This window comes from Secundilactobacillus collinoides DSM 20515 = JCM 1123, from assembly GCF_001435975.1.
GTDB lineage: Bacteria > Bacillota > Bacilli > Lactobacillales > Lactobacillaceae > Secundilactobacillus > Secundilactobacillus collinoides.
The window spans coordinates 47,401-65,960 of the sequence record NZ_AYYR01000067.1; the positions used below are offsets into that span (position 1 = coordinate 47,401).

At 47.7% G+C, this 18,560-nt stretch carries 19 protein-coding genes; 6 read left to right on the plus strand and 13 right to left on the minus strand.

Features of this window, described 5'->3' with window-relative positions; translation table 11 throughout:
- Positions 1-54: 54 nt before the first annotated feature.
- Positions 55-1,518 carry an MDR family MFS transporter gene (locus FC82_RS11290; protein ID WP_056997049.1) on the minus strand — a complete coding sequence of 488 codons (1,464 nt, stop codon included), beginning with the start codon at positions 1,516-1,518 and terminating at the stop codon, positions 55-57.
- Positions 1,519-1,613: 95 nt separating this feature from the next.
- Here FC82_RS11290 and FC82_RS11295 point away from each other — a divergent pair, with 95 nt between their 5' ends.
- The gene (locus tag FC82_RS11295; protein ID WP_056997050.1) at positions 1,614-2,222 is read left to right on the plus strand and encodes a TetR/AcrR family transcriptional regulator; all 609 of its coding nucleotides are present in this window, start codon (positions 1,614-1,616) and stop codon (positions 2,220-2,222) included.
- 111 nt (positions 2,223-2,333) lie between these two features.
- Here the strand turns inward: FC82_RS11295 and pepI are convergent, their stop codons facing one another.
- Both pepI and FC82_RS11305 read right to left on the minus strand, forming a co-directional pair.
- Positions 2,334-3,212: a proline iminopeptidase gene (gene pepI, locus FC82_RS11300; RefSeq protein WP_054760457.1), complete on the minus strand. Its 879-nt coding sequence runs from the start codon at positions 3,210-3,212 to the stop codon at positions 2,334-2,336.
- 89 nt (positions 3,213-3,301) lie between these two features.
- Positions 3,302-4,189, minus strand: coding sequence for a DMT family transporter (locus tag FC82_RS11305; RefSeq protein ID WP_056997051.1), 888 nt, complete (start codon positions 4,187-4,189; stop codon positions 3,302-3,304).
- A 102-nt stretch (positions 4,190-4,291) separates the two neighbouring features.
- On the opposite strand from FC82_RS11305, the gene FC82_RS11310 reads away from it, so the two are divergent.
- On the plus strand, positions 4,292-5,161 hold the full coding sequence (locus tag FC82_RS11310) for a LysR family transcriptional regulator (RefSeq protein ID WP_056997078.1): 870 nt from the start codon (positions 4,292-4,294) through the stop codon (positions 5,159-5,161).
- Between the two features lie 126 nt (positions 5,162-5,287).
- Here the strand turns inward: FC82_RS11310 and FC82_RS11315 are convergent, their stop codons facing one another.
- Genes FC82_RS11315 through FC82_RS11325 form a run of 3 tightly spaced genes read right to left on the minus strand, consistent with a single transcriptional unit; the run spans position 5,288 to position 7,177 of the window.
- Positions 5,288-6,235, minus strand: a complete 948-nt coding sequence (locus FC82_RS11315; RefSeq protein ID WP_056997052.1) for a DUF4097 family beta strand repeat-containing protein — start codon at positions 6,233-6,235, stop codon at positions 5,288-5,290.
- Positions 6,232-6,876, minus strand: a complete 645-nt coding sequence (locus FC82_RS11320; RefSeq protein ID WP_235809227.1) for a DUF1700 domain-containing protein — start codon at positions 6,874-6,876, stop codon at positions 6,232-6,234. Before FC82_RS11320 ends, FC82_RS11315 begins: the two co-directional genes overlap by 4 nt.
- Positions 6,857-7,177: a PadR family transcriptional regulator gene (locus tag FC82_RS11325; protein ID WP_054760437.1), complete on the minus strand. Its 321-nt coding sequence runs from the start codon at positions 7,175-7,177 to the stop codon at positions 6,857-6,859. Before FC82_RS11325 ends, FC82_RS11320 begins: the two co-directional genes overlap by 20 nt.
- A 190-nt stretch (positions 7,178-7,367) precedes the next feature.
- On the opposite strand from FC82_RS11325, the gene FC82_RS11330 reads away from it, so the two are divergent.
- On the plus strand, positions 7,368-7,676 hold the full coding sequence (locus FC82_RS11330) for a hypothetical protein (RefSeq protein ID WP_056997054.1): 309 nt from the start codon (positions 7,368-7,370) through the stop codon (positions 7,674-7,676).
- Positions 7,677-7,843: 167 nt separating this feature from the next.
- On the opposite strand, the gene FC82_RS11335 is transcribed toward FC82_RS11330, so the two are convergent.
- The 7 genes from FC82_RS11335 to FC82_RS11365 form a co-directional block, all read right to left on the minus strand.
- The gene (locus FC82_RS11335; protein ID WP_054760435.1) at positions 7,844-8,254 is read right to left on the minus strand and encodes a hypothetical protein; all 411 of its coding nucleotides are present in this window, start codon (positions 8,252-8,254) and stop codon (positions 7,844-7,846) included.
- Positions 8,255-8,388: 134 nt separating this feature from the next.
- Positions 8,389-10,374 carry an elongation factor G gene (locus FC82_RS11340; RefSeq protein WP_054760433.1) on the minus strand — a complete coding sequence of 662 codons (1,986 nt, stop codon included), beginning with the start codon at positions 10,372-10,374 and terminating at the stop codon, positions 8,389-8,391.
- Between the two features lie 194 nt (positions 10,375-10,568).
- A complete protein-coding gene (locus FC82_RS11345; protein WP_054760431.1) occupies positions 10,569-12,230 on the minus strand; it encodes a hypothetical protein in 1,662 nt (553 codons plus the stop codon).
- A 448-nt stretch (positions 12,231-12,678) separates the two neighbouring features.
- Positions 12,679-13,077: a flavodoxin family protein gene (locus tag FC82_RS11350; protein ID WP_054760430.1), complete on the minus strand. Its 399-nt coding sequence runs from the start codon at positions 13,075-13,077 to the stop codon at positions 12,679-12,681.
- Between the two features lie 258 nt (positions 13,078-13,335).
- Positions 13,336-13,725: a VOC family protein gene (locus FC82_RS11355; RefSeq protein ID WP_056997055.1), complete on the minus strand. Its 390-nt coding sequence runs from the start codon at positions 13,723-13,725 to the stop codon at positions 13,336-13,338.
- A 20-nt stretch (positions 13,726-13,745) separates the two neighbouring features.
- The gene (locus FC82_RS11360) at positions 13,746-14,519 is read right to left on the minus strand and encodes a DUF6198 family protein (protein WP_056997056.1); all 774 of its coding nucleotides are present in this window, start codon (positions 14,517-14,519) and stop codon (positions 13,746-13,748) included.
- Positions 14,520-14,521: 2 nt separating this feature from the next.
- Entirely contained in the window at positions 14,522-15,523 is a 1,002-nt protein-coding gene (locus FC82_RS11365) for a zinc-dependent alcohol dehydrogenase family protein (RefSeq protein WP_054760429.1), read from the minus strand.
- Between the two features lie 689 nt (positions 15,524-16,212).
- On the opposite strand from FC82_RS11365, the gene FC82_RS11370 reads away from it, so the two are divergent.
- From FC82_RS11370 to FC82_RS11380, 3 genes are read left to right on the plus strand one after another with little or no spacing between them, the layout of a single operon-like run.
- Positions 16,213-16,923, plus strand: a complete 711-nt coding sequence (locus FC82_RS11370) for a hypothetical protein (RefSeq protein WP_054760427.1) — start codon at positions 16,213-16,215, stop codon at positions 16,921-16,923.
- Positions 16,924-16,936: 13 nt separating this feature from the next.
- A complete protein-coding gene (locus FC82_RS11375) occupies positions 16,937-17,623 on the plus strand; it encodes a hypothetical protein (RefSeq protein WP_056997057.1) in 687 nt (228 codons plus the stop codon).
- Between the two features lie 23 nt (positions 17,624-17,646).
- A complete protein-coding gene (locus FC82_RS11380) occupies positions 17,647-18,327 on the plus strand; it encodes a YoaK family protein (RefSeq protein ID WP_056997058.1) in 681 nt (226 codons plus the stop codon).
- Positions 18,328-18,560 lie beyond the last annotated feature (233 nt).

Sequence of the window (18,560 nt, forward strand, 5' to 3'; positions counted from 1 at the left end):
GTATAGTCAGTCCCTTTTTTGTCGAACGCGGTAAACTTTAAGTTCTCAACGATGTCAGACCGTCTTTGGTTTTTCAGTCACCGTTGTCTTCTCCGAGTGGTCCTGTTTTTCAGCACCCTCAGATACGCCCGCCTTCGCGTGATGTGATAAGAACCAGGCCGGAATAATTGCCACAGCGGTAAACGCAACGGACCAAATAAACGCCATGTGATAAGCGCTGCTCATGTGAGCCACAGTTGGTAGAACACCCGTCATCTGTTTTGAAATGACAGTGGCTAGGACAGCGGTCCCCAGCGCGCTGCCGACGTTTTGAATCATCCGGGTAGCGGTAGTTGCCTGAGAAATCATATTGCTTGGCAGGCCCACAAAGGAATCCGACATGACCGGAATCGTCAAACCGCCCTGCCCAATGCCGCGGAAGAACAGCATTGCCATGACCAAATACTTACTGGTCGACGCACCGAACCAAACGAATGGCAAGGTGCTGGCAATTGTAATGGCTACTGAAATGATAACGATCCAACGAGCACCAAACTGATCGGTGAGTTTCCCCACTTGTGTCCGAGTCAGCAACATACCGACCCCTTGTGCAATCAGGTAGATACCGGACCACACAACGCTGAGACCGCGAATGTTTTGCAAGTACAGCGGCAATAGAAACAGTGCCCCATTAACGGTGATGCCGGACATTAACAGAATCACAACTGAGCCGGAAAAGTGTGCTGATTTAAAGAGTGACAAACTCACGAGTGCGTTTGCCGGCCGCTTCCAAGCGTAAATGACGTAGGTGATCAACAGTAGTACTGCTGCCACCATTGGCCAGATAACACTGGCATGGGTGATGTTGGTATGTTCGCTGAAATTGATAATAGCGACGATCAACAGGCTAAACATCGCTCCAAGGTCGACAAAGCTGAACCAGTCAAACCGTTTCGTTTTTTGGGTCGCCGGAAAGGTCGGCATCATGACCCAGATCAAGATCAGCGCTGCAATTACGATTGGAATGTTGATGTAGAAGATCCAGTGCCAGTTAAGCTGGTCGATGATGAAGCCGCCAATCGTTGGCCCCAAAATTGGTGCAAAGACAACGGGAAGGCCAACCATCGCCATGGTGCTGCCAAGATTCTTGCCGCCAGTTGCCCGAACCAGCAACGTGGATAAGAGCGGAATAATCAGACCGGCACCCGCGCCCTGGATAATACGGCCAACCAGCAGTACCGTCACACTGCCGGCTACTCCGGAAACAATTGAACCTGCTAAGAAAACACTCAGTCCAGCAATGTACAGCGTCTTGCCGCTAAACCTATCTGCCGCCCACCCGGTAAATAACACCATGATACCCAATGCCAGCACATAGGCCGTCGTAACCCACTGAATCGTGTTCACCGAACTGTGTAACGCGTTCATGATGGTGTTAATACCGACGTTTGTTACTGTACTATCCAACATTGGCGCAATGGCACCCAAGACTAAAATGGTTGCGATACTTGCAAAACTGCGTTCCTTTTTTTCTGTCATGTTTTTCCCTCGAATCTGTGTTAAGATACTGTAGTACCTTTAATATGATATTTATGGTACCACGGTACCTTAAAAATGCAAGGGGTTTATTTAAAATGGCAGAAAAAAAGAGCACCCGCCGCCGTGGAAAAGCACTGGAAGATGCTGTTCTTTCAACGGTTTGGGCACAATTAAATAAAGTTGGTTATGAAAAATTAACAATTTCAGATATTGCAACATTAGCCGGCACCAATAAAAATACGCTGTATCGTCACTGGCCTACCAAGGCAGTGATGGTCATCAGCGCGTTTAGCAAGTACGGCCCGGAGATCGAGTTTGAACAGCCTGACACCGGTAACCTCCGCGATGATCTGTTTGGGTTGTTCGCCTACTTCCAAAACGCACTTAAAACGCTCACGACAGGAATGCTTGAAGGCGTTTTGCTCGACCGGTTGCACGACATCACGTTAGATCGGGTCACCGCCTCGCTTGGGGAAAGATCTGAAGATAACCGGTTTGCCAAAATCATGCTGACCATTCTCAATCACGCTGCTGATCGCGGTGAGGTCGACATGGCTAACATCAATTCATCATTGATTGGTCTGCCGCTCGTCTTGCTGGCTTCGGAGATTTTGACGAAGGGTGGCTTATCCGATGACGCCGTCGACCAATTGGTTACCCAGATTTTATTGCCAGTTTATCTGAATAGTACGCACCAACACTAAAAACCGTTAAACTCAGGAAAATGAGTTTAACGGTTTTTTAGATTTTTTTGGCCATGTCTGCCAGCAGCCAATGCCAGAAAACGCAGTCCTTTCACACTATTTATTAACGCCCTAATCGTTGGCTTTCAACCAACCGTCCAACACTGAAATAAATTCATCATGCTGATCCAGCAGTGCCAAGTGACGACTGTTCGCAAACAAATGCCACTTTGCCCCCGGAATGTGGTCGTAAACGGACTTGGCAATAAGTGGTGTGCACAGATCATCCGTCCCGTTAGTTACCAGCACTGGCACGTGAATCTTGTGCAGGTCACCGGTTACGTCGTAGTCGCTGATGGTCCCGTTTTCGGTAAACTCGTTGGGTCCTTCAGCAATCAAGCTGGCCCGTTTGCCGTTAGTTTCACGGCGCAGCGGTTCCGGTGAATTTTCATCCGGGTCATCCCAGCAATAGCGTTCCATGTAGCGGTCGTTGGCAGCCAAGTACTTCGGCCCCGAGAAGTTGCCGGTTCGTTCAGCTTCAGCGATGGCTTCGCGGTCCTCGTAGCTCAAATAAGAAATCAGCCGGTGCTGTTCTTGCGTCCACAGCTTGATGGAAGCTGGCGAGCCATCGATCATCACACTTTTAACGCCGGTCTGATCGTACTGAGTGAGGTACAGCATTTCCAGCATCCCACCCCAGGATTGACCCAGCATATGTAGTTCATCCAGGTGCAGATACTTGCGCAGCGCAATCAGTTCTTCGGCCCAGGTCTCCTTAACGTAAACGGATTCGTCTTCGGGCAGCGACGACTTGCCGCAACCAACTTGGTCGTACATAATTAGCTGCCGGTCGCCAGTTTCAGCGTAGTCGTCCAGTAGTTCAAAATAGTTATGCGATGAGCCGGGACCGCCGTGAATCAGCAGTAATGGTGCCTTGCCGTTAGCTTCGCCGACAATGCGGTAGTAGGTCTTGAACCCGCGAAATGGCATGTAGCCTTCTTCAATTTTCATGCAATCGATCCCCTTTGATCAAAATGTGGTTTCATGTTCGATTGTACGCTTTCAACCCCGCCAAGCCAAGCACAGGTGAAACGAGATCCCTATTTCTGGCCACCGGGGCTCATTTTGGATACAGCGCGGGCTTTGGCGACTTGGGCAACCACCACACTCATAAAGATGATTGCTGCACCAACAGCCTCCCGACCAGTCAAAACCTCACCAAGCACCAAAAAGGCAAACAATGCAGCAAATAACGGCTCCAATGAAAAGATCAAACTGATCGTCTCCGGATCTAAGACCCGTTGTGCCAGAGGCTGCACCATGAACCCAAACGCACTGCAAATCAGTCCCAGGGCGAGAATTGCGCCCCACTGCTTGACCGTAGTTGGGAACGTCACCGGTTCAAACAAGAAGCCTGTTCCCATCCCAAGTCCACCAGCCACGCCCAGTTGCAGAATGCTGACCTTGAGTGTGACCTGACGTTTTTTAGCCCAGTGATCCGACAACAGGATGTACACCGCATAGAGCGCTGCGGTGCCAAGGCAGAAAAGTGCACCGCGGTTGAGGACCATGGGACCGCTAGCTGTCAGCAAATAGAGGCCCACAATCACCGTAACAGTCGTGACCACAGTCAGCCGACCGGGCCATCGCCGGTGCAGGATCGCGTCAAAAATTGCCACAAATATCGCGGTGGTACTCGTTAGAAATCCGGCAGTCGAGGCACTGGTCGTTTTCAATCCCACGACCACAGACGTAAAGAGCAGGAACAATAGCAGCCCTAACACAAAACTGATGCCACAATCTCGTTTAGTTGTTTTCATTAAGGCCTTTGGAAACACGATCGCCATGGCGATAAAGGCAATCATGAAGCACAGCCCCACCACCATCAGCGGGTGCACACCAGTCAACGCAATCTTCATCCACATGTACGATGCGCCCCAGCCCGCCGTGACGATGAGCATTAACAAAAACGCTTTGGTTCGCGTCATATTTGATTCCCCCCTTACGCTTCAATACCAACTATTATATAATCAGAACAAGCATAAGGATAATGAATGTTTTTAATTCAACTATTAGGGATCGTGATACATATGAATCGGTTATTAGCGTTAGAAAAAATCGTGGAACTCGGCAGCTTCACCAAGGCCGCTAAATCACTCGGCTACACCCAGTCAGCTATTAGTCAAATGATCACCAGTTTAGAGAGCGAACAAGGATTTCAACTGGTCACCCGTTCCCGCAATGGTACCCAGCTCACAGCTGAAGGCGCACAGCTCTACCCGTTGATTGAGCAAACGCTTCGTCAGTACCAAGCCATGCAGGCCAAGGCTGACTCCATTCGCGGGCTGGACGGCGGGGTCATTCGTATCGGGACCATTTCCAGTGTCACCCGGCATTGGTTACCGAAACTCATCGTCGAATTCGAACAGCAGTACCCTAACGTACAATTTATTTTTCATCAGGGTGACTACACGTCCATTCCAACCATGATCAGAAATGGTGAAGTGGATTTTGGCATTGTCACACCGCCAGCGGTTCCCGATTTGCAGACCGTTGTGGTCCGACCAGAGCGAATGCTGGCGGTACTGAACCCCAATCATCCGTACGCCAACGCGGATGTGGTGCCGCTGACTGCATTGGCCGCCGACCCCTATATCATGGTGGAACAGGGCGATTACAGCGAACCGCTTAACGCCTTTCATTCAGTAGGTGTCACGCCCAATTTAAAGTTTAAGATTCATGACGATTACGCCATCATGACCATGATTGAAGCCGGTTTGGGCTTCAGTATCATGTCGGACCTCATTTTGTCGCGAATGCCGTTTGCAATCAACTCATTGCCAACCGAACCGGCGATCACCATGACGTTAGCGTTAGGTTACAAAGATAAGGATTCATTACCAATTGCCAGTCAGCGGTTCATTGACTTACTTTTGGCGCGTCGGGACACATTAGCCTAATACAGATTGTTTCATGTGAAACACCGTGCACAAAAACGCAAGACTAAACGCTCTAGTAGCGTTGTCTTGCGTTTTTCTGCGTGTATATTATCAAAAATGAGTGTTTAACACCACGGCTGCGACATGCTACCGCGTTATCCCCACATCGCCATCAGTTGAAGACAGGTCATAAATCTGGTTACCCGTTGTTGAACCATAACTGTTTCGAGAAAAACCAAAGATCGTACTGTCGCCATCGGATACGTGAGTCTGAATCGAGACGCCTTTATCCGGCGATACCACGCCCATGATATCCCCATCCGTCGTTGTCGCTTTAAAGGTCTGATGGATCTTTTGCTGGTTAAAATTAATATCGCCATCACTGCTGGATGCACTGACGTTGCGCCAGTCGTTTTGATGGAACGTAATGTCCCCATCCTGCGATTGTACGGTACTGTCCTGCGCGTTAAATCGGCTATTTGCAATCGTGACATCATCGTATGCCGACAGGGTCAGCCCCTTGGCCGCCACATTGTTGAGTGTCACATCACCATCGCCACCAGATGACGAACTTTGAATGGTCAGCATATCGGCCAGACTCATATTCGACAGATTAATATCATTATCACCATTATTGACAATTGTTTTAACCGAAACGTCCTTAACGATAACAGTTGAATCACCCGCTGTGGTAACTGTGTTTAATTTCATGTTTTTAGGAATCATAATGGTCACATTCGAATGAGAATAATCATCATACTCGAAAGAAAAACCGTGAAGTTGAAAACCAGAATGTTGCTTAGCGGTCACGTTCAATTTTCCATCCGACACTGACGTCGTCACTGGACGGCTTTTTGAAGTTTTAATTTTTACTTCTGGTGTGTCACCCCGTTCAATCATAATTGGGCCAGTAGTCGCTGCATTAATATCAATATCAGTCACCTTTTTGAAGGAGACCGTTTTGGTCACGGTGTGATTGATCTTAAACCCATTATCCCAATAAATCGACTTCAGTCCGTTGCGACCCAAACCAATAGAAAACAGGATCACGCCAATCACCGCAATGATTGCCCCAACAATTGCTGTCTTTTTCATTTGTGAGCCCGCCTTTCCTCGGCCTTATTCTTCCGCGCCAGTTTACTGTATAACCAGCGGCTGAACGCCAGTGCCCCGCGGATAATGCCCCGAATGATCCAAACTATCAGCGGAATTAAGAGCACGAATAATCCGATGATTGTCAAACCGCCGCCAATGTACGTAAGTCCGGTACCCATTGAAGCCCCCAGCACCCCGAATCCGACAAAAAACGCCGTTAATCCGCCAATAAAAACCGCAATAATTGTGACCACGATAGCGAACAGCACCGCCGCTAATGTAATGAGCACTGCGGCCATGACCGCGAACGCCACTAGTGCCATGGGAATCGTGACCGGCGTCGATAAAATGGCCAAGCCAATCAGCCATATCGTGCGGACCTGTGTCTTTGATTGCTGCGTTTTTGATCGGGTACTTCCAGTGTCCGGATCATCCAAGATTCGAATGGAGTAATCCGCTAACACCTTGCGTGCCAGTTGTTTTGGCGTTCCCAATTCAGTTACGATATCATCATAGTTCGTGAACCCGCCGTCCTGTAAGTATTCCGAATAAAAGTTCATCACTTCGTCACGCTCGCCATCACTGAGCTGATTCAAATAACTCTCGAACACCTTCAAGTACTTATCCATTTTTCGTTTCATCCCCTAACATTGATTCGATCCCGTTTTTAAACGTCTGCCATTCCCCTCGAATGGTCGCCAGATGCAGTCTGCCGTTCGTCGTAATCTCGTAATAACGCCGGTTACGCCCCTGGTAAGGCTCGTCATAGGTGGACAGCCACCCATTTTTCTTGAGTCGCCGCAACACCGGGTACATGGTCGATTCAGACACCTTAATGGATGCCTGAACCCGCTGTGTCAGCGCGTAACCGTAAAAGTTCTGTTCCGATAAGATGGCCAACACACAGCCATCCAGCAATTCTGAGCTGACTTGAATTGCCACGTTATCACCTCCTGTAATATTATATGTCGTATAATATGATTTCAAATACATCTTACCCGATGCGCACGGGTGCTGTCAAGAATATGATTTTTATTTTTAGTTTGTCAAAAAGGCACTGCTTATCCGTAGTTATGCCATAATGGTCAAGGAACAAGTTTACGTGACATTAGTCGCGCTAGGGGGCGTGTTTATGCACATTAATCTTTCAAATGCAGCAACTCAGCAGGTCAAACCAGCAAAAATCGGCTTTTCCTGGACGGTGTTTTTCTTCGGTTGCCTACCGCCATTATTTCGTGGCGACTGGAAATGGTTCTTCATCTTACTGATTGTCGAAGCCGTTTTCGGCCTGCCCACTTTCGGCTTTGGTGCCGGCATTATTGGTATTATTTTTTCATTCTTTTATAACAAGATTTACATTAATGATCTGCTGGATCATGGGTATCAGGCGGCGGACGATTACTCGCGTGAAGCGTTGCGCAGTCATGGGTTTATTCGTTAGATTCACCAAACAAAAAACGTCAGCGAATTGGTGTTCGCTGACGTTTTTTGGTGCTATATCGATTGTTAATCTACATTTGAAGAGTGTAATAATTTTGTTAATGTTGCATAAATTTTCTTCATTCTAAACTGACCATTACGAATATAAATTTAATAATTAGCACCCTTTTAAAACCAATTATCACCATGATATGTCTTTAAGATTTTAAAAGATTTTGGAGAAGTCCAATTAACTCCATATCCATAATGTCGTGACCCATCATACTTCCCATGCGTTCCACCCGACAAATACCAATTAAACCCATCATGGCCTGAATACCAAGTACGTACAACGGCTCCTTTTTGCAATACAAATGGTTTTGCAATTTCATTTTGATAAGCGTACTTTCCCATGTGCATCTTAAAAGCTGCGGTCGGTTTTCTAACACGAACTTTATATTCATATCTATAACGAAAAACCCAACTGCCATCAACACCATACTTAGACGCTTTTGCTTTAACTGAACCAAATGTACCAAATAAACCAATAATGCTGATCAACAATAACAGCTTAACAGTAAATCTACCTCTCAAATCCATAAGAACATCCCCTTGCATTTGATAAGTAAATCATACTATTAATGCTTTTTATTGTACATTATTCATTCTAATCATCTGATAATCATAAGAAAAGCCTAATGAATAAGGTTTTCCCAGCAGGTTTTACTAATTTTCTACGTCATCTCTGCCAATTCATCCGCCGTGTACCGATAATCCACATGCGCAGTCGCCGGAACATCATCCCACTGAACGGGATACCCGGCACCATGCGCGCAGAAAACAGAGCCCGGGGTATTATCCAAATCGCTAACCGGATCGTAGTCCTGAGCAGCGATAACCGCATCAGCATTATGACAGGGACGGTACCCATCGATTACACACTCTAGCTGTCCCTGTCCATGTGTATAGGCGTTAACTTCCTGAGCGTAATTTTGCATCTCAGACACTGGTGCGATCCCCGTTAAGGTCGTCATCCCAGAATTATTATTTGTTCCTTCAGAGGTCGTTTCCGGGTCATCCAAAGTGCCGGTCATTCTAGTAATGTCAGTCATGGCACGGCCAATCTGATCCTGTCCGACCTCCAAACGGAATCGGTACCACGGTTCCAATAACTGATCACCGCCAGAGTCGCGCAGCATCATTAGCCCCTGCCGCAACGCTCGCCACGTCGCTTCCCGGAAGTCACCGCCAACCGTATGCACGGTGCTGGACCGACCAGTTACTAACGTGATGTGCATATCGGTAATTGGCGCGCCGGTCAAAACGCCGAGATGTTCCTTGGCAGCTAAACTGGTCAGAATTTGGTGCTGGATATTCTTCCCCAACACTTCCAGCGGACAGTCGGCATCGAAGATCAACCCGCTGCCCTGAGGTGCTGGTCGCAGTAGCAAATGAACCTCGGAATAGTGCCGCAACGGTTCAAAATGACCGACACCTTCCACCGCTTTCGTAATCGTTTCCCGATACAAAATACTGCCCTCACCGAAGCCCACATCCAGGTTAAACCGGTCGTGGAGAATCTGTTCCAAAATTTCCAACTGCACTTCACCCATGATCTGAACGCGGATCTCCTGCAGGTGCTCCGACCAGGAAACGTGAAGCTGCGGGTCTTCGTCTTCAAGTTCGCGAAAGACTTTTAAGCAGGTCTGGATGTCGTAACCCTTGGGGTCCACCGAATAGTTCAAAACGGGTTGCATCATCGGTGTCTCAGCTGCCGTTGCTTCACCTAACCCCATACCAGGATGCGTATCCGTCAAATTAGGAATCGCGCACACCTGCCCCGCAGTGACCGCTTGGACACTCGTAAATTTCGTGCCGTTATAGATTCGCAGTTGATTGGCCTTCTGTTCGCCGAAAAGTGTGTCCTTCACATGCAAACTACCGCCAGTGACTCGCAGCCACGTCAAGCGAACGTCCTTTTCATCGTGGGAAATCTTAAACACCTGAGCGCCAAAATTTGTCTCAAACTGGGGTTCAGTCGTCCATTGGGCCAACCCCGCCAGCAAACTATCAACGCCGTCAACCTTCAGCGCTGCACCAAAGAAACACGGGAAGACTTCCCGCCGTTGGATCATTTGGCGAACTGTGTCATCGGTTAAATTGCCAGCGTTCAAATAGGTTTCAAGCACCGTGTCGTTTTGCATCGCAACATCTTCATAGACATCGGCAGGCAACGCAGCGTCGTCACCAGTATCAAACGCGATACATCCCGCGGATAACTCGGCCTGCAACTGCGCTAACACCTGATCGCGTTCGGTTCCCGTCACATCCATCTTATTCACAAAAATAAACGTCGGCACGTGATACCGCGCCAGTAACCGCCACAATGTCCGGGTATAGCCCTGCACACCATCCGTGGCCGAAACCACCAAAACGGCGTAATCCAGTACGCTCAACACCTGTTCCGTCTGTGAAGCAAAGTCCACGTGACCCGGGGTATCCAGCAGGTCGACCTGCAGATCGTTGTACTGGAAACGCGCTTCATGTGAAAAAATCGTGATTCCGCGTTGTTTTTCAAGGTCGTCCGAATCCAGAAAAGCATCACCGTTATCGACCCGGCCGAGCTTTCGTAATTCACCTGAACGGTAAAGCAGCGCCTCTGACAGCGTGGTCTTACCGGCATCGACGTGGGCGATAATGCCCGCTACGATATGCTTCATAATTGGTTCCTTCTTTTCGTTTTAGTATTAGCTTCAGTTTAAAGAAACAGGCGCCCACAATCAACTTAGATTGTGAGCACCTGCTATTTCGGCTATTGTTTTACTTTTACCTTCAGACCTTGACGCAACCGGTACCGCCGCCAAACCCAACGGCCGCCGTACACACCGAACACTAGCCAGCTAAGTGCCGCCAGTCAGAGCAAGCCGCTGACCCAGATTGGGGTCTGATACTTCAGGATCAGCGTATTGATTCCCTTGTGGCTCCAAACAACGGGTGCGCTGATATGTGTCCGGCCATATTGCGACCGTTTCAGCGTCTTGCCGTTCAGCGTCAACGATGAATCATAGTACGTCACCACGGGAATCACGTACTGCAACTGTGTTGTCGCGCGCCACTGAACCTCGAGACGGCCACCGCTGAGCACTGTGAACTTGTAAAATTGGTGGCCCCAGAGAATCTGTTGTTCATAGAGGTTGCCAGGACTGTTCGTCCCCTTTTTAGACGTGTGTTTTACCGGTAAATAATCACCGCTATGCTTTTCCGCCAACTGTAATAAAATTCCCGGATGTTGACTGCTCAATGCCTCGCGCAGCTGTTCCGGCGAGCGTTTGATCAGTAATGTCCCACCCAAATGCCGGAGCACGCGATGGTGCTGAACCTGTTCACTGGTTCGCGCAATTTGGCGCACATTGGTCCCGATGAGTAACCCGGTCACCAATACCGCACCGATCATAACCAACTGTTTCAGCCGTACCGGTCGGATCGGCTGTGAAAACGTCAGCGCCAACCCGCAGAGCAGCAACGGGTAAGCCAAGACAGTCAGCCGAACTGGAAATTGGAGCATCGATGAGAGCACCGGTACCAACCGGTGCACCAGCCGCCACGGGAACAGCGACGTGGTCGTCCAGAGCACGATGAAGCCCAAACCGCTGATAAACCAATTTAGTTTGGACAGGTGTTTGCGTTTCACCACCAGAAGACCTAACTGACCGGCAAACAGTAGGATCAGCAGCCGGCTCACGGTGCGCCGCTTATCCTTGAGCCAAGTCATTTTGAGGGTGTTGTGCGCCAACGATGAGGCGTGGGGCAACGCTAGCGAATTGTGGCTATACAGGGATAACATTGCTCCCCAGACATTCGCGGACAACAGCAAAGTAATGCCCACCGCAATGGCCGTATTCCGAATCATTTTCGCCCGCGAGTCGGCGTAGTAAAGGCCAACCGCCCAGAATGGTATCAGAATGAAGAAGGCCATCAGCGTGCTCAGCACATGGATCTGACAGAGCACCGCCATCAGAAGGGCAAGCTTTATCGGTTGCATCGGCCGGTCGTGTCGTTTCACCATAACCACACCGCACGCAATCACGTAAGGCAGAATAGCTGCGCCCATTCCGCTCATGTTCTGATCCAGACCCCAGCGCGGCAACCAGCCGACGTTGACGAAGATCAGCGCAGCAATCAGGCTAGGATTCCGTCGCGCACCAGCCGTTTGAGCCAAACGAAACATGCCCCAGCCGCCGATCACATACACCGCAAACGTCGAAACTAACTGAAACCGATACCAACTTCGACAAATAACCAACAATAACCCCGCAATGTAAGCGAAGTATGGCCCATAAACGGCGTTGATCACCCGACCGCTCTGCTGAAAACCGTAATTCATTTGAAAATAGCTAAAGTTCAGATTACTAATTTGCTTTGCGGTTTCGTAAAAGCGGTTAAAGTGGAAAATACCATCAGTTCCGACAATCGTACTGCCAGTAATGAGCTGTGGCACAAGCGCTAGAAACGCCATTAAGACAATAATTGAAATGGGAAACCAGCGCTGGTGCCACCAACGTTTAAATACAGTCATGAAATCCCCTTTCATATAATTTCAATTTAGAATAATGATAGTTTACAGCTATTATAAGTCGATTTAACGCGTTTATTATGGTTCTTAAACAACACTTAGGTAAATCCACCTGAACAGTTCAGACCTGTTTTTGACTCAAGGTCCGTTCTGCCGCAATGCCCTTATTTGACTAGCTTATTTCCGCTTAGTTATCTTGGGAACGCGCTAGGAGATGTATCCCACTGCGCCATCAGTCATCATAGGAACCAATTCAAGCCAAAATTAGCAATAATCAATACCTGAAATTAAAATGGTAACTCCGAGGATTTTTTACCCCATACTAACTGTCCAATAATCGGTTGTTCCGGGTCAAATAAACGAACCCCTTATTCAATCCATTCGGGATCTCAATAAGGGGTTCATTACTGTTTTGGGGAGCAGAACTGTTTTTGTTCCGCTTTCTCAATCACTATTTAAACGCTTTTGTAAACTCATGGACTTTTTCTAACTGTTCATCAGAAAGCTTATCGTGCTTCGGCACCAACCCATGCAAATGCAGTGACTCTGAAGCAATGGTCACGCCCTGTTCTGTTAACAGTTTAGAAACGGCCTTCTCCGAGCTCATCACACCGCCTGAGGTACCAAACAGCACCACGCGTTTGACCTGCTTAGGGTCCACTTTTGCGGCGTATGCTTTCATATGCTTATCGATGCTGGTCATATAAATGGCAGCGCCTAAATACAGCGTATCAACTTCGTCCGGCAACGGTTCTGTGATGTCCTTTGCTTCCAAATTCAGATCGGCTCCGATTGCTTCTGCTAAGACCTTCGTGTTACCTGTTCTTGAAAAATATCTGATTGCGTCCATTATGCTTACCTCCAACGACTTAATGATGACTAGCGTTATCGCCTATGAAAACAACAACTAGTTTGTGTATCCGTTTTCACTATAGCACAATTTGGAAATTGAATTGCCGTCGAATGTTTATAAAAATGATACCAAACAAAAACCGGCAACTTGTGGTTATAGTTGCTGGTTTTTGTTGCGACAATTTAGGTTTAGTTTGATTTTGGTACTTTTGCTTCAGAGTTGCTAACGCTCCTCCTAACCGGCTTGTTCCGCAATCTACAGAATCTCACAAAACTCAATCGTTTCCCGATTTGGGCCTAACGTATTAAAGTACCGAATCCCGTGCTCCCAGAAGGTCGGGATCGATTGAATCTCTTTGCCCACCAAAGTCAGGCCCTGTTGCTTTGCGGCTGCAAAAGCCTTGTCCACATCCGTTGTGTTAAGCGAAATATGATTGATAGCGCCGGCTTTTTTTGTCACCGGATCACCCTCCCAGGTTTCAATCGTTAAATTACCGAATCTCATAAAGGCACACCGGTTGTCACCGTTTGGAAAAAGACCCGCTAATTCGAAACCGAGGTCTTTATAAAACTTAATTGTGCCATCTAAATCGTCCGTTGGAATACCAACGTGTTGGATACCCGTAATATAGTCGCTCACTGCCATAATCGTTTTTCCTCCAATGCTTACTTGTGGTCACCAAGGTCAACAGCCTGGTGTTTTAAATGTGGGAAGATCGTTTTATCAGCGATTCCCGTAATGCCGCCTTGGAACAGCAGCGCAAAAATCGTTCCGAGACCAAAGTTTGTAAACTGTCTCGTGATCAGAAAGGCCACGATGGCGAGCAGTGTCGGTGGAATATAAGACAACCACATGGCGATGTTGGCGTTACCCTTGCAATACTTAAATCGCAAGACCTGCATCAAATCATCCGCCGGGTGCAAGACCAGGTTGACTCGCTGATAGATAGAAATAGCGGTGGCAATCAGTGCCACCCCGAAGAAGTTCAGGACGATGTAGAAAACGACCATGCCCATAGAATTGGCCGCTGGAAAGCCCGCAAAAAGTGACGGGTAATCACCCATGAAGAAGTTTTCAAAAATCTGAATCAGGGCTGAAAATGGCACCATAAAAATTAAGTTACCCAGTGCTCGGCGCCACTCCCACTTACCAATTAAAATGGCGTTGAGAACCGTGGTCAGCATCCCAATAATCAAGAAGGTCCAAAACAGATTCCAATGAACGGCCGTCCCGAAGTTGGCTTCGGCTGCGGTCCAGTACGCGGAACCTAAAAACGACGGGTGAATTTTCGAACTGGTCACGAGTGTCAGCACGTTACCAGCGGAATTGATCACCAGCGACAAAACGAAGAAGGTAATGGCTTTGCCCATGGAAATGGTCCGGCCGGTGTTTGGTTGGGTCACGGTTGTCTCACCTTCCTGTACTTCAACTGTCTTCATAATTAGTCACCTACTTTAACGACTGCCTTGCTGACATCCTTAATCCGCCCATCCACGAAGTCTTCAACGGTCTCAAAAGTGAGCTCGTGGTCGATCAATGTTTCAACATCTAATTTACCGCTGGTGAGCAATGCGATGGCATCCTCAAACGCGTGCGGGTTGATGAAGGACCCTTGGATGGTTAATTGTTTCTGGAAAACTTCGTACGTGTTCATGGAGAAGGTCTGGTCAGGTGCGCCAACTCCATACATCAGTACCTGGGCACCCTTGCGCGTAGATTCAACCGCAAGCTCTTGGGTAACGGGCGCACCAACGGCTTCGATCACGACATCGTAGTCGGCGGGAATCTTGTCCACACCGGACTTGTACGTGTTCACAACGCCGAATTTATCTTTATTAAGCGCCATCCGCTTGTCACTTAACCCGGCTAAATCGACCTGGTGCACGCCGTAAGCCTGTAAGATTTGAACGAACAGCTGTCCCATAAAACCATCGCCAATAACGAGTGCTTTTTGGTACGGCGTCAATTTAAGTAATTTGATCCCGTGAATGGCACACGAAATGGGTTCTGTTGTTGCTGCTGCCTTAAATGACACATTATCAGGAATCTGATAAACGACTGAGGCTGGCGCGGTAAATTGGTCTTCGAAACCGCCGTTCCGGGTAACGCCTACTGCGGAGAGGTTGTCACAGAGCTCTGGGCGACCAGTCCGGCAGTAATCACATTGACCACAGTAGATGTTAGGGTCAACGGTGACCCGGTCACCTGGTTTAACGTTCTTGACCTCAGCGCCGATAGCCGCCACAACGCCTGAGTTTTCGTGACCCAAAACAATGGGTGGAACGGCGTCGGCAGAACCTGGCAGACCTTTGTAAAGTGCGTGGTCGGTGCCGCAGATGCCAGCGTATTTGGTGTTGATCAAGACCTCATTTGGTTTGATTTCTGGTGTTGGCAGGTCTTGAATCTCTAATTTTTCGGTGCCTGTAAGTACTAATCCCTTCATTGTGTAAACTCTCCTTCAGTAAATAAATTAATATTGGCGGTACGTTGATACAATTGCGAACCAAGTTGCGTTTCACCCTCAATTTAGCGAGAAGCCACCACGTCCTAAACGGTTGGCTACTCCGTAGTAACGCAGGTTGCCTACGCAACCACGGCCGTTGTGGGTCGTGCTGACTTCCATGCTGTAACTCGCGAACCAAGTTAGTGAAACTGTTCGCTATCACGATTTCATGGTAGCAAGGTTAAGCGCTTTCAGGAAGGGCTGATGACTGAGTTTCTAACGGGAATCATGAGTTTTCATGCAACATATTGTTGTCAGATGAATTTTCATTTTGTAGTGATAAAAATCTTTTTAAAGGCATTTTAAGACAATTTTTCCAATCGTTAAAAACGAATATTATTGTTATATATATTCAATAATGCTAATATACAAACGATTACATTTCCGACCATTATTTTTATATTGAAAACGTGTTCAAAATTGTGAAAACACGTGAGAAAACGTACAATTTCAGTCGTAATTTCTTCACAAGTATTTCAACATCATTTTTTGCCTACAATTACGTCTAGGGCATCATCCCCCGTCCCTTTTTCAATAATAGCCAAACACAGCACGACTTTTGACACTAGAAATGCCGAAATTTATGGCATAATAAACCTAACGACATTTCATATTTGGGGGAGTCATTGATGCAAACAAAGCGGCAACAATCCGCAGACCATTCGGGGGCAATCTGGTGTCTGTGGTTCATTCTTCAACTTATCAATTTGTTTTGGGCAGTGGTCTATGCGAACGCTTCGGCCGGTAACCTAGACTGGCGTTATGGTCTGATCAGTCCTTGGTGGCCTTTCCAATTTCTGCTGAATTACCTCTTCTTTCGGACGATCAACTACTGGCTCTGCAGGCTGCTCGGCTACCACGCTTCAAGTGCCAGCTTACTAACAGTTTTAGGTCACCAGCGGGGCAACGCCCAATCATCTAGTTTACGCTGGCCACAATTCATCCGGACAGCAGCAGATTACAACCGGCTATATCAAACTCGGGCTGGCGGGCTGCAATTTCTGTTTCAATTGAGCCTCATTATCCTATTACCGACGTATACTTACTGGGGATTTCGATTGAGTTTATTTCTGCCAGGATTGGCCAACACGTCTAAATTAGTTGTACAACTCGTGCTTGTTGCTGTTGTCGGTTATTTTCTGACACAGGGATACTACCGGGTTTTTCAACGCGTTTTTAACCTTCAAACAATTTTAATCGAGCACGGACAACCGATTTTTGCTCACCAGCTAATTAATCTTACCCAGCAGTCGCCAAACCGCGGCAACGCACAGCCTGGCGGCAATAAGTTCTATGAAACTGGCCGGGTCGTTGTTCAGTCACCGAATGAAAAAGAATAGCGGAGGTTCTCAATTGACTAAAAATAATATGCCAACTGACCATTCCCACTCGGTTTCCTTTCTATGGTCAGTGTTACAAGTATTGAATTTCTTCTGGTCGCTTGGGATGGCTGAGGCCTTTGCAGGTAACGGCAGTCTGACTGGTGGGGCAATCGATCCGCGCTGGCCAGTCGTTTTTTTGCTCAACTACCTCTTCTTTCGCACAATTAATTATGGCATCTGCCATCTATTGGGCTACCATGCTGAGCCTAAGGTTGACGAAATAAAGGTCTACAATCGTGAGGATTTAACGACGCGATCGCTATTTTTGCCGACAATTGTGCGGAGTACCACAGCATACCGACGCAAATATCAGGCCCGTGCTAGAATCATGCAACTCATTTTTGAAACTGGCTTCATTCTGCTTATTCCGTTCCTGACAGGAGCAGTCATTTGGGTCACCAACTGGATTCCCGGAGGTGATAATACGATTAGGCTGATATTCCAATTTATTCTGGTTTTGAGTGCCGGTTACTGTGGGGCCAAGGGTTACTATTGGTTATTTCCCAGAGTATTCAGTCTCAACACGTTGTTCATCGAACACGGACAACCGATTTTCGCACATAAACGAGTGGGTATCGATGTCCCAAGCCAGGATTCAAAACCCGCCAAAAGCAGCTATTATAGTACCGATTCAATTGTCAAAAAACACCGCAAGTAACCATTTTTAAGGAGGTCTCACAGGTGGCAACGCTTGAATTTCAAGATCAAAAATTGTATCAATTACGCCAGATTGGGTTAGCAGTCACTGCGGTGGGCGGTTTCATCGACGCTTACACCTTCATGCAGCGCGGCGGCGTGCTGGCCGCGGGGCAGACTGGAAACATTATTTTTCTTAGCGTTGACCTGACTCAGCACGATCTGCCAGGCGCCTTAGTCAAAATCACAGCGTTACTCTTTTTCGCACTTGGTGTCGCTTTGGTAACCCTGTTCAAACACCACCACTTCACCCATTACTGGCGAATCCTGATTCTTATTCTGGAAATGTTCGTCTGTGTGATCATCGGCTTCTTACCGCACAGCATGTCCAACCTGCTTGTTGTCCCGCCGCTGTCACTAGTCATGGCCATGCAGACGACTGCTTATAGTGAAATTGATAAGCAGGGGTACAACAACGTTTTTTCTACGGGAAATCTTAAAAAAGCGACCATCGCGCTTACCGAATTTGCTAACAGTCACGATCGTCATCAGGGCCGCGTTGCACTGATGTACTTTGCAATTGTTGGCAGCTTTGCGGGGGGCGCAATCGTTTCGGCGTTTTTGCAAGAATGGCTGGGAATCCGCACAATTTGGGTCATTGCCGGGGCGTTACTGCTGATTATTGGTTACTACGCGCATTTACTGCATCATAAGTACGGTATTTAAAGCAATGAATTAAAAGCCTCCACTGCGATTATTTCGTAGTTGGGGCTTTTGTTGTTCCTGCTGATAGTAATATTGGATGCCCCATTTATTAAAATTTCAAAATATATAAATTCTGCACACCCGAAAGAATGTTCAAAATGAGACTTTGTCGCACACAAACACCGGAATAACCGCCTTTATGCCGGACATCTATACCAATTCTTTACAAAACTCACAGCTTCTTTACATAAACT

What these genes read in the sequence shown, in the direction of transcription:
- FC82_RS11290 (WP_056997049.1), bottom strand. Translation starts at nt 1,518, where the DNA reads ATGACAGAAAAAAAGGAACGCAGTTTTGCAAGTATCGCAACCATTTTA.
- FC82_RS11295 (WP_056997050.1), top strand. Translation starts at nt 1,614, where the DNA reads ATGGCAGAAAAAAAGAGCACCCGCCGCCGTGGAAAAGCACTGGAAGAT.
- pepI (WP_054760457.1), bottom strand. Translation starts at nt 3,212, where the DNA reads ATGAAAATTGAAGAAGGCTACATGCCATTTCGCGGGTTCAAGACCTAC.
- FC82_RS11305 (WP_056997051.1), bottom strand. Translation starts at nt 4,189, where the DNA reads ATGACGCGAACCAAAGCGTTTTTGTTAATGCTCATCGTCACGGCGGGC.
- FC82_RS11310 (WP_056997078.1), top strand. Translation starts at nt 4,292, where the DNA reads ATGAATCGGTTATTAGCGTTAGAAAAAATCGTGGAACTCGGCAGCTTC.
- FC82_RS11315 (WP_056997052.1), bottom strand. Translation starts at nt 6,235, where the DNA reads ATGAAAAAGACAGCAATTGTTGGGGCAATCATTGCGGTGATTGGCGTG.
- FC82_RS11320 (WP_235809227.1), bottom strand. Translation starts at nt 6,876, where the DNA reads ATGAAACGAAAAATGGATAAGTACTTGAAGGTGTTCGAGAGTTATTTG.
- FC82_RS11330 (WP_056997054.1), top strand. Translation starts at nt 7,368, where the DNA reads ATGCACATTAATCTTTCAAATGCAGCAACTCAGCAGGTCAAACCAGCA.
- FC82_RS11335 (WP_054760435.1), bottom strand. Translation starts at nt 8,254, where the DNA reads ATGGATTTGAGAGGTAGATTTACTGTTAAGCTGTTATTGTTGATCAGC.
- FC82_RS11340 (WP_054760433.1), bottom strand. Translation starts at nt 10,374, where the DNA reads ATGAAGCATATCGTAGCGGGCATTATCGCCCACGTCGATGCCGGTAAG.
- FC82_RS11345 (WP_054760431.1), bottom strand. Translation starts at nt 12,230, where the DNA reads ATGACTGTATTTAAACGTTGGTGGCACCAGCGCTGGTTTCCCATTTCA.
- FC82_RS11350 (WP_054760430.1), bottom strand. Translation starts at nt 13,077, where the DNA reads ATGGACGCAATCAGATATTTTTCAAGAACAGGTAACACGAAGGTCTTA.
- FC82_RS11355 (WP_056997055.1), bottom strand. Translation starts at nt 13,725, where the DNA reads ATGGCAGTGAGCGACTATATTACGGGTATCCAACACGTTGGTATTCCA.
- FC82_RS11360 (WP_056997056.1), bottom strand. Translation starts at nt 14,519, where the DNA reads ATGAAGACAGTTGAAGTACAGGAAGGTGAGACAACCGTGACCCAACCA.
- FC82_RS11365 (WP_054760429.1), bottom strand. Translation starts at nt 15,523, where the DNA reads ATGAAGGGATTAGTACTTACAGGCACCGAAAAATTAGAGATTCAAGAC.
- FC82_RS11370 (WP_054760427.1), top strand. Translation starts at nt 16,213, where the DNA reads ATGCAAACAAAGCGGCAACAATCCGCAGACCATTCGGGGGCAATCTGG.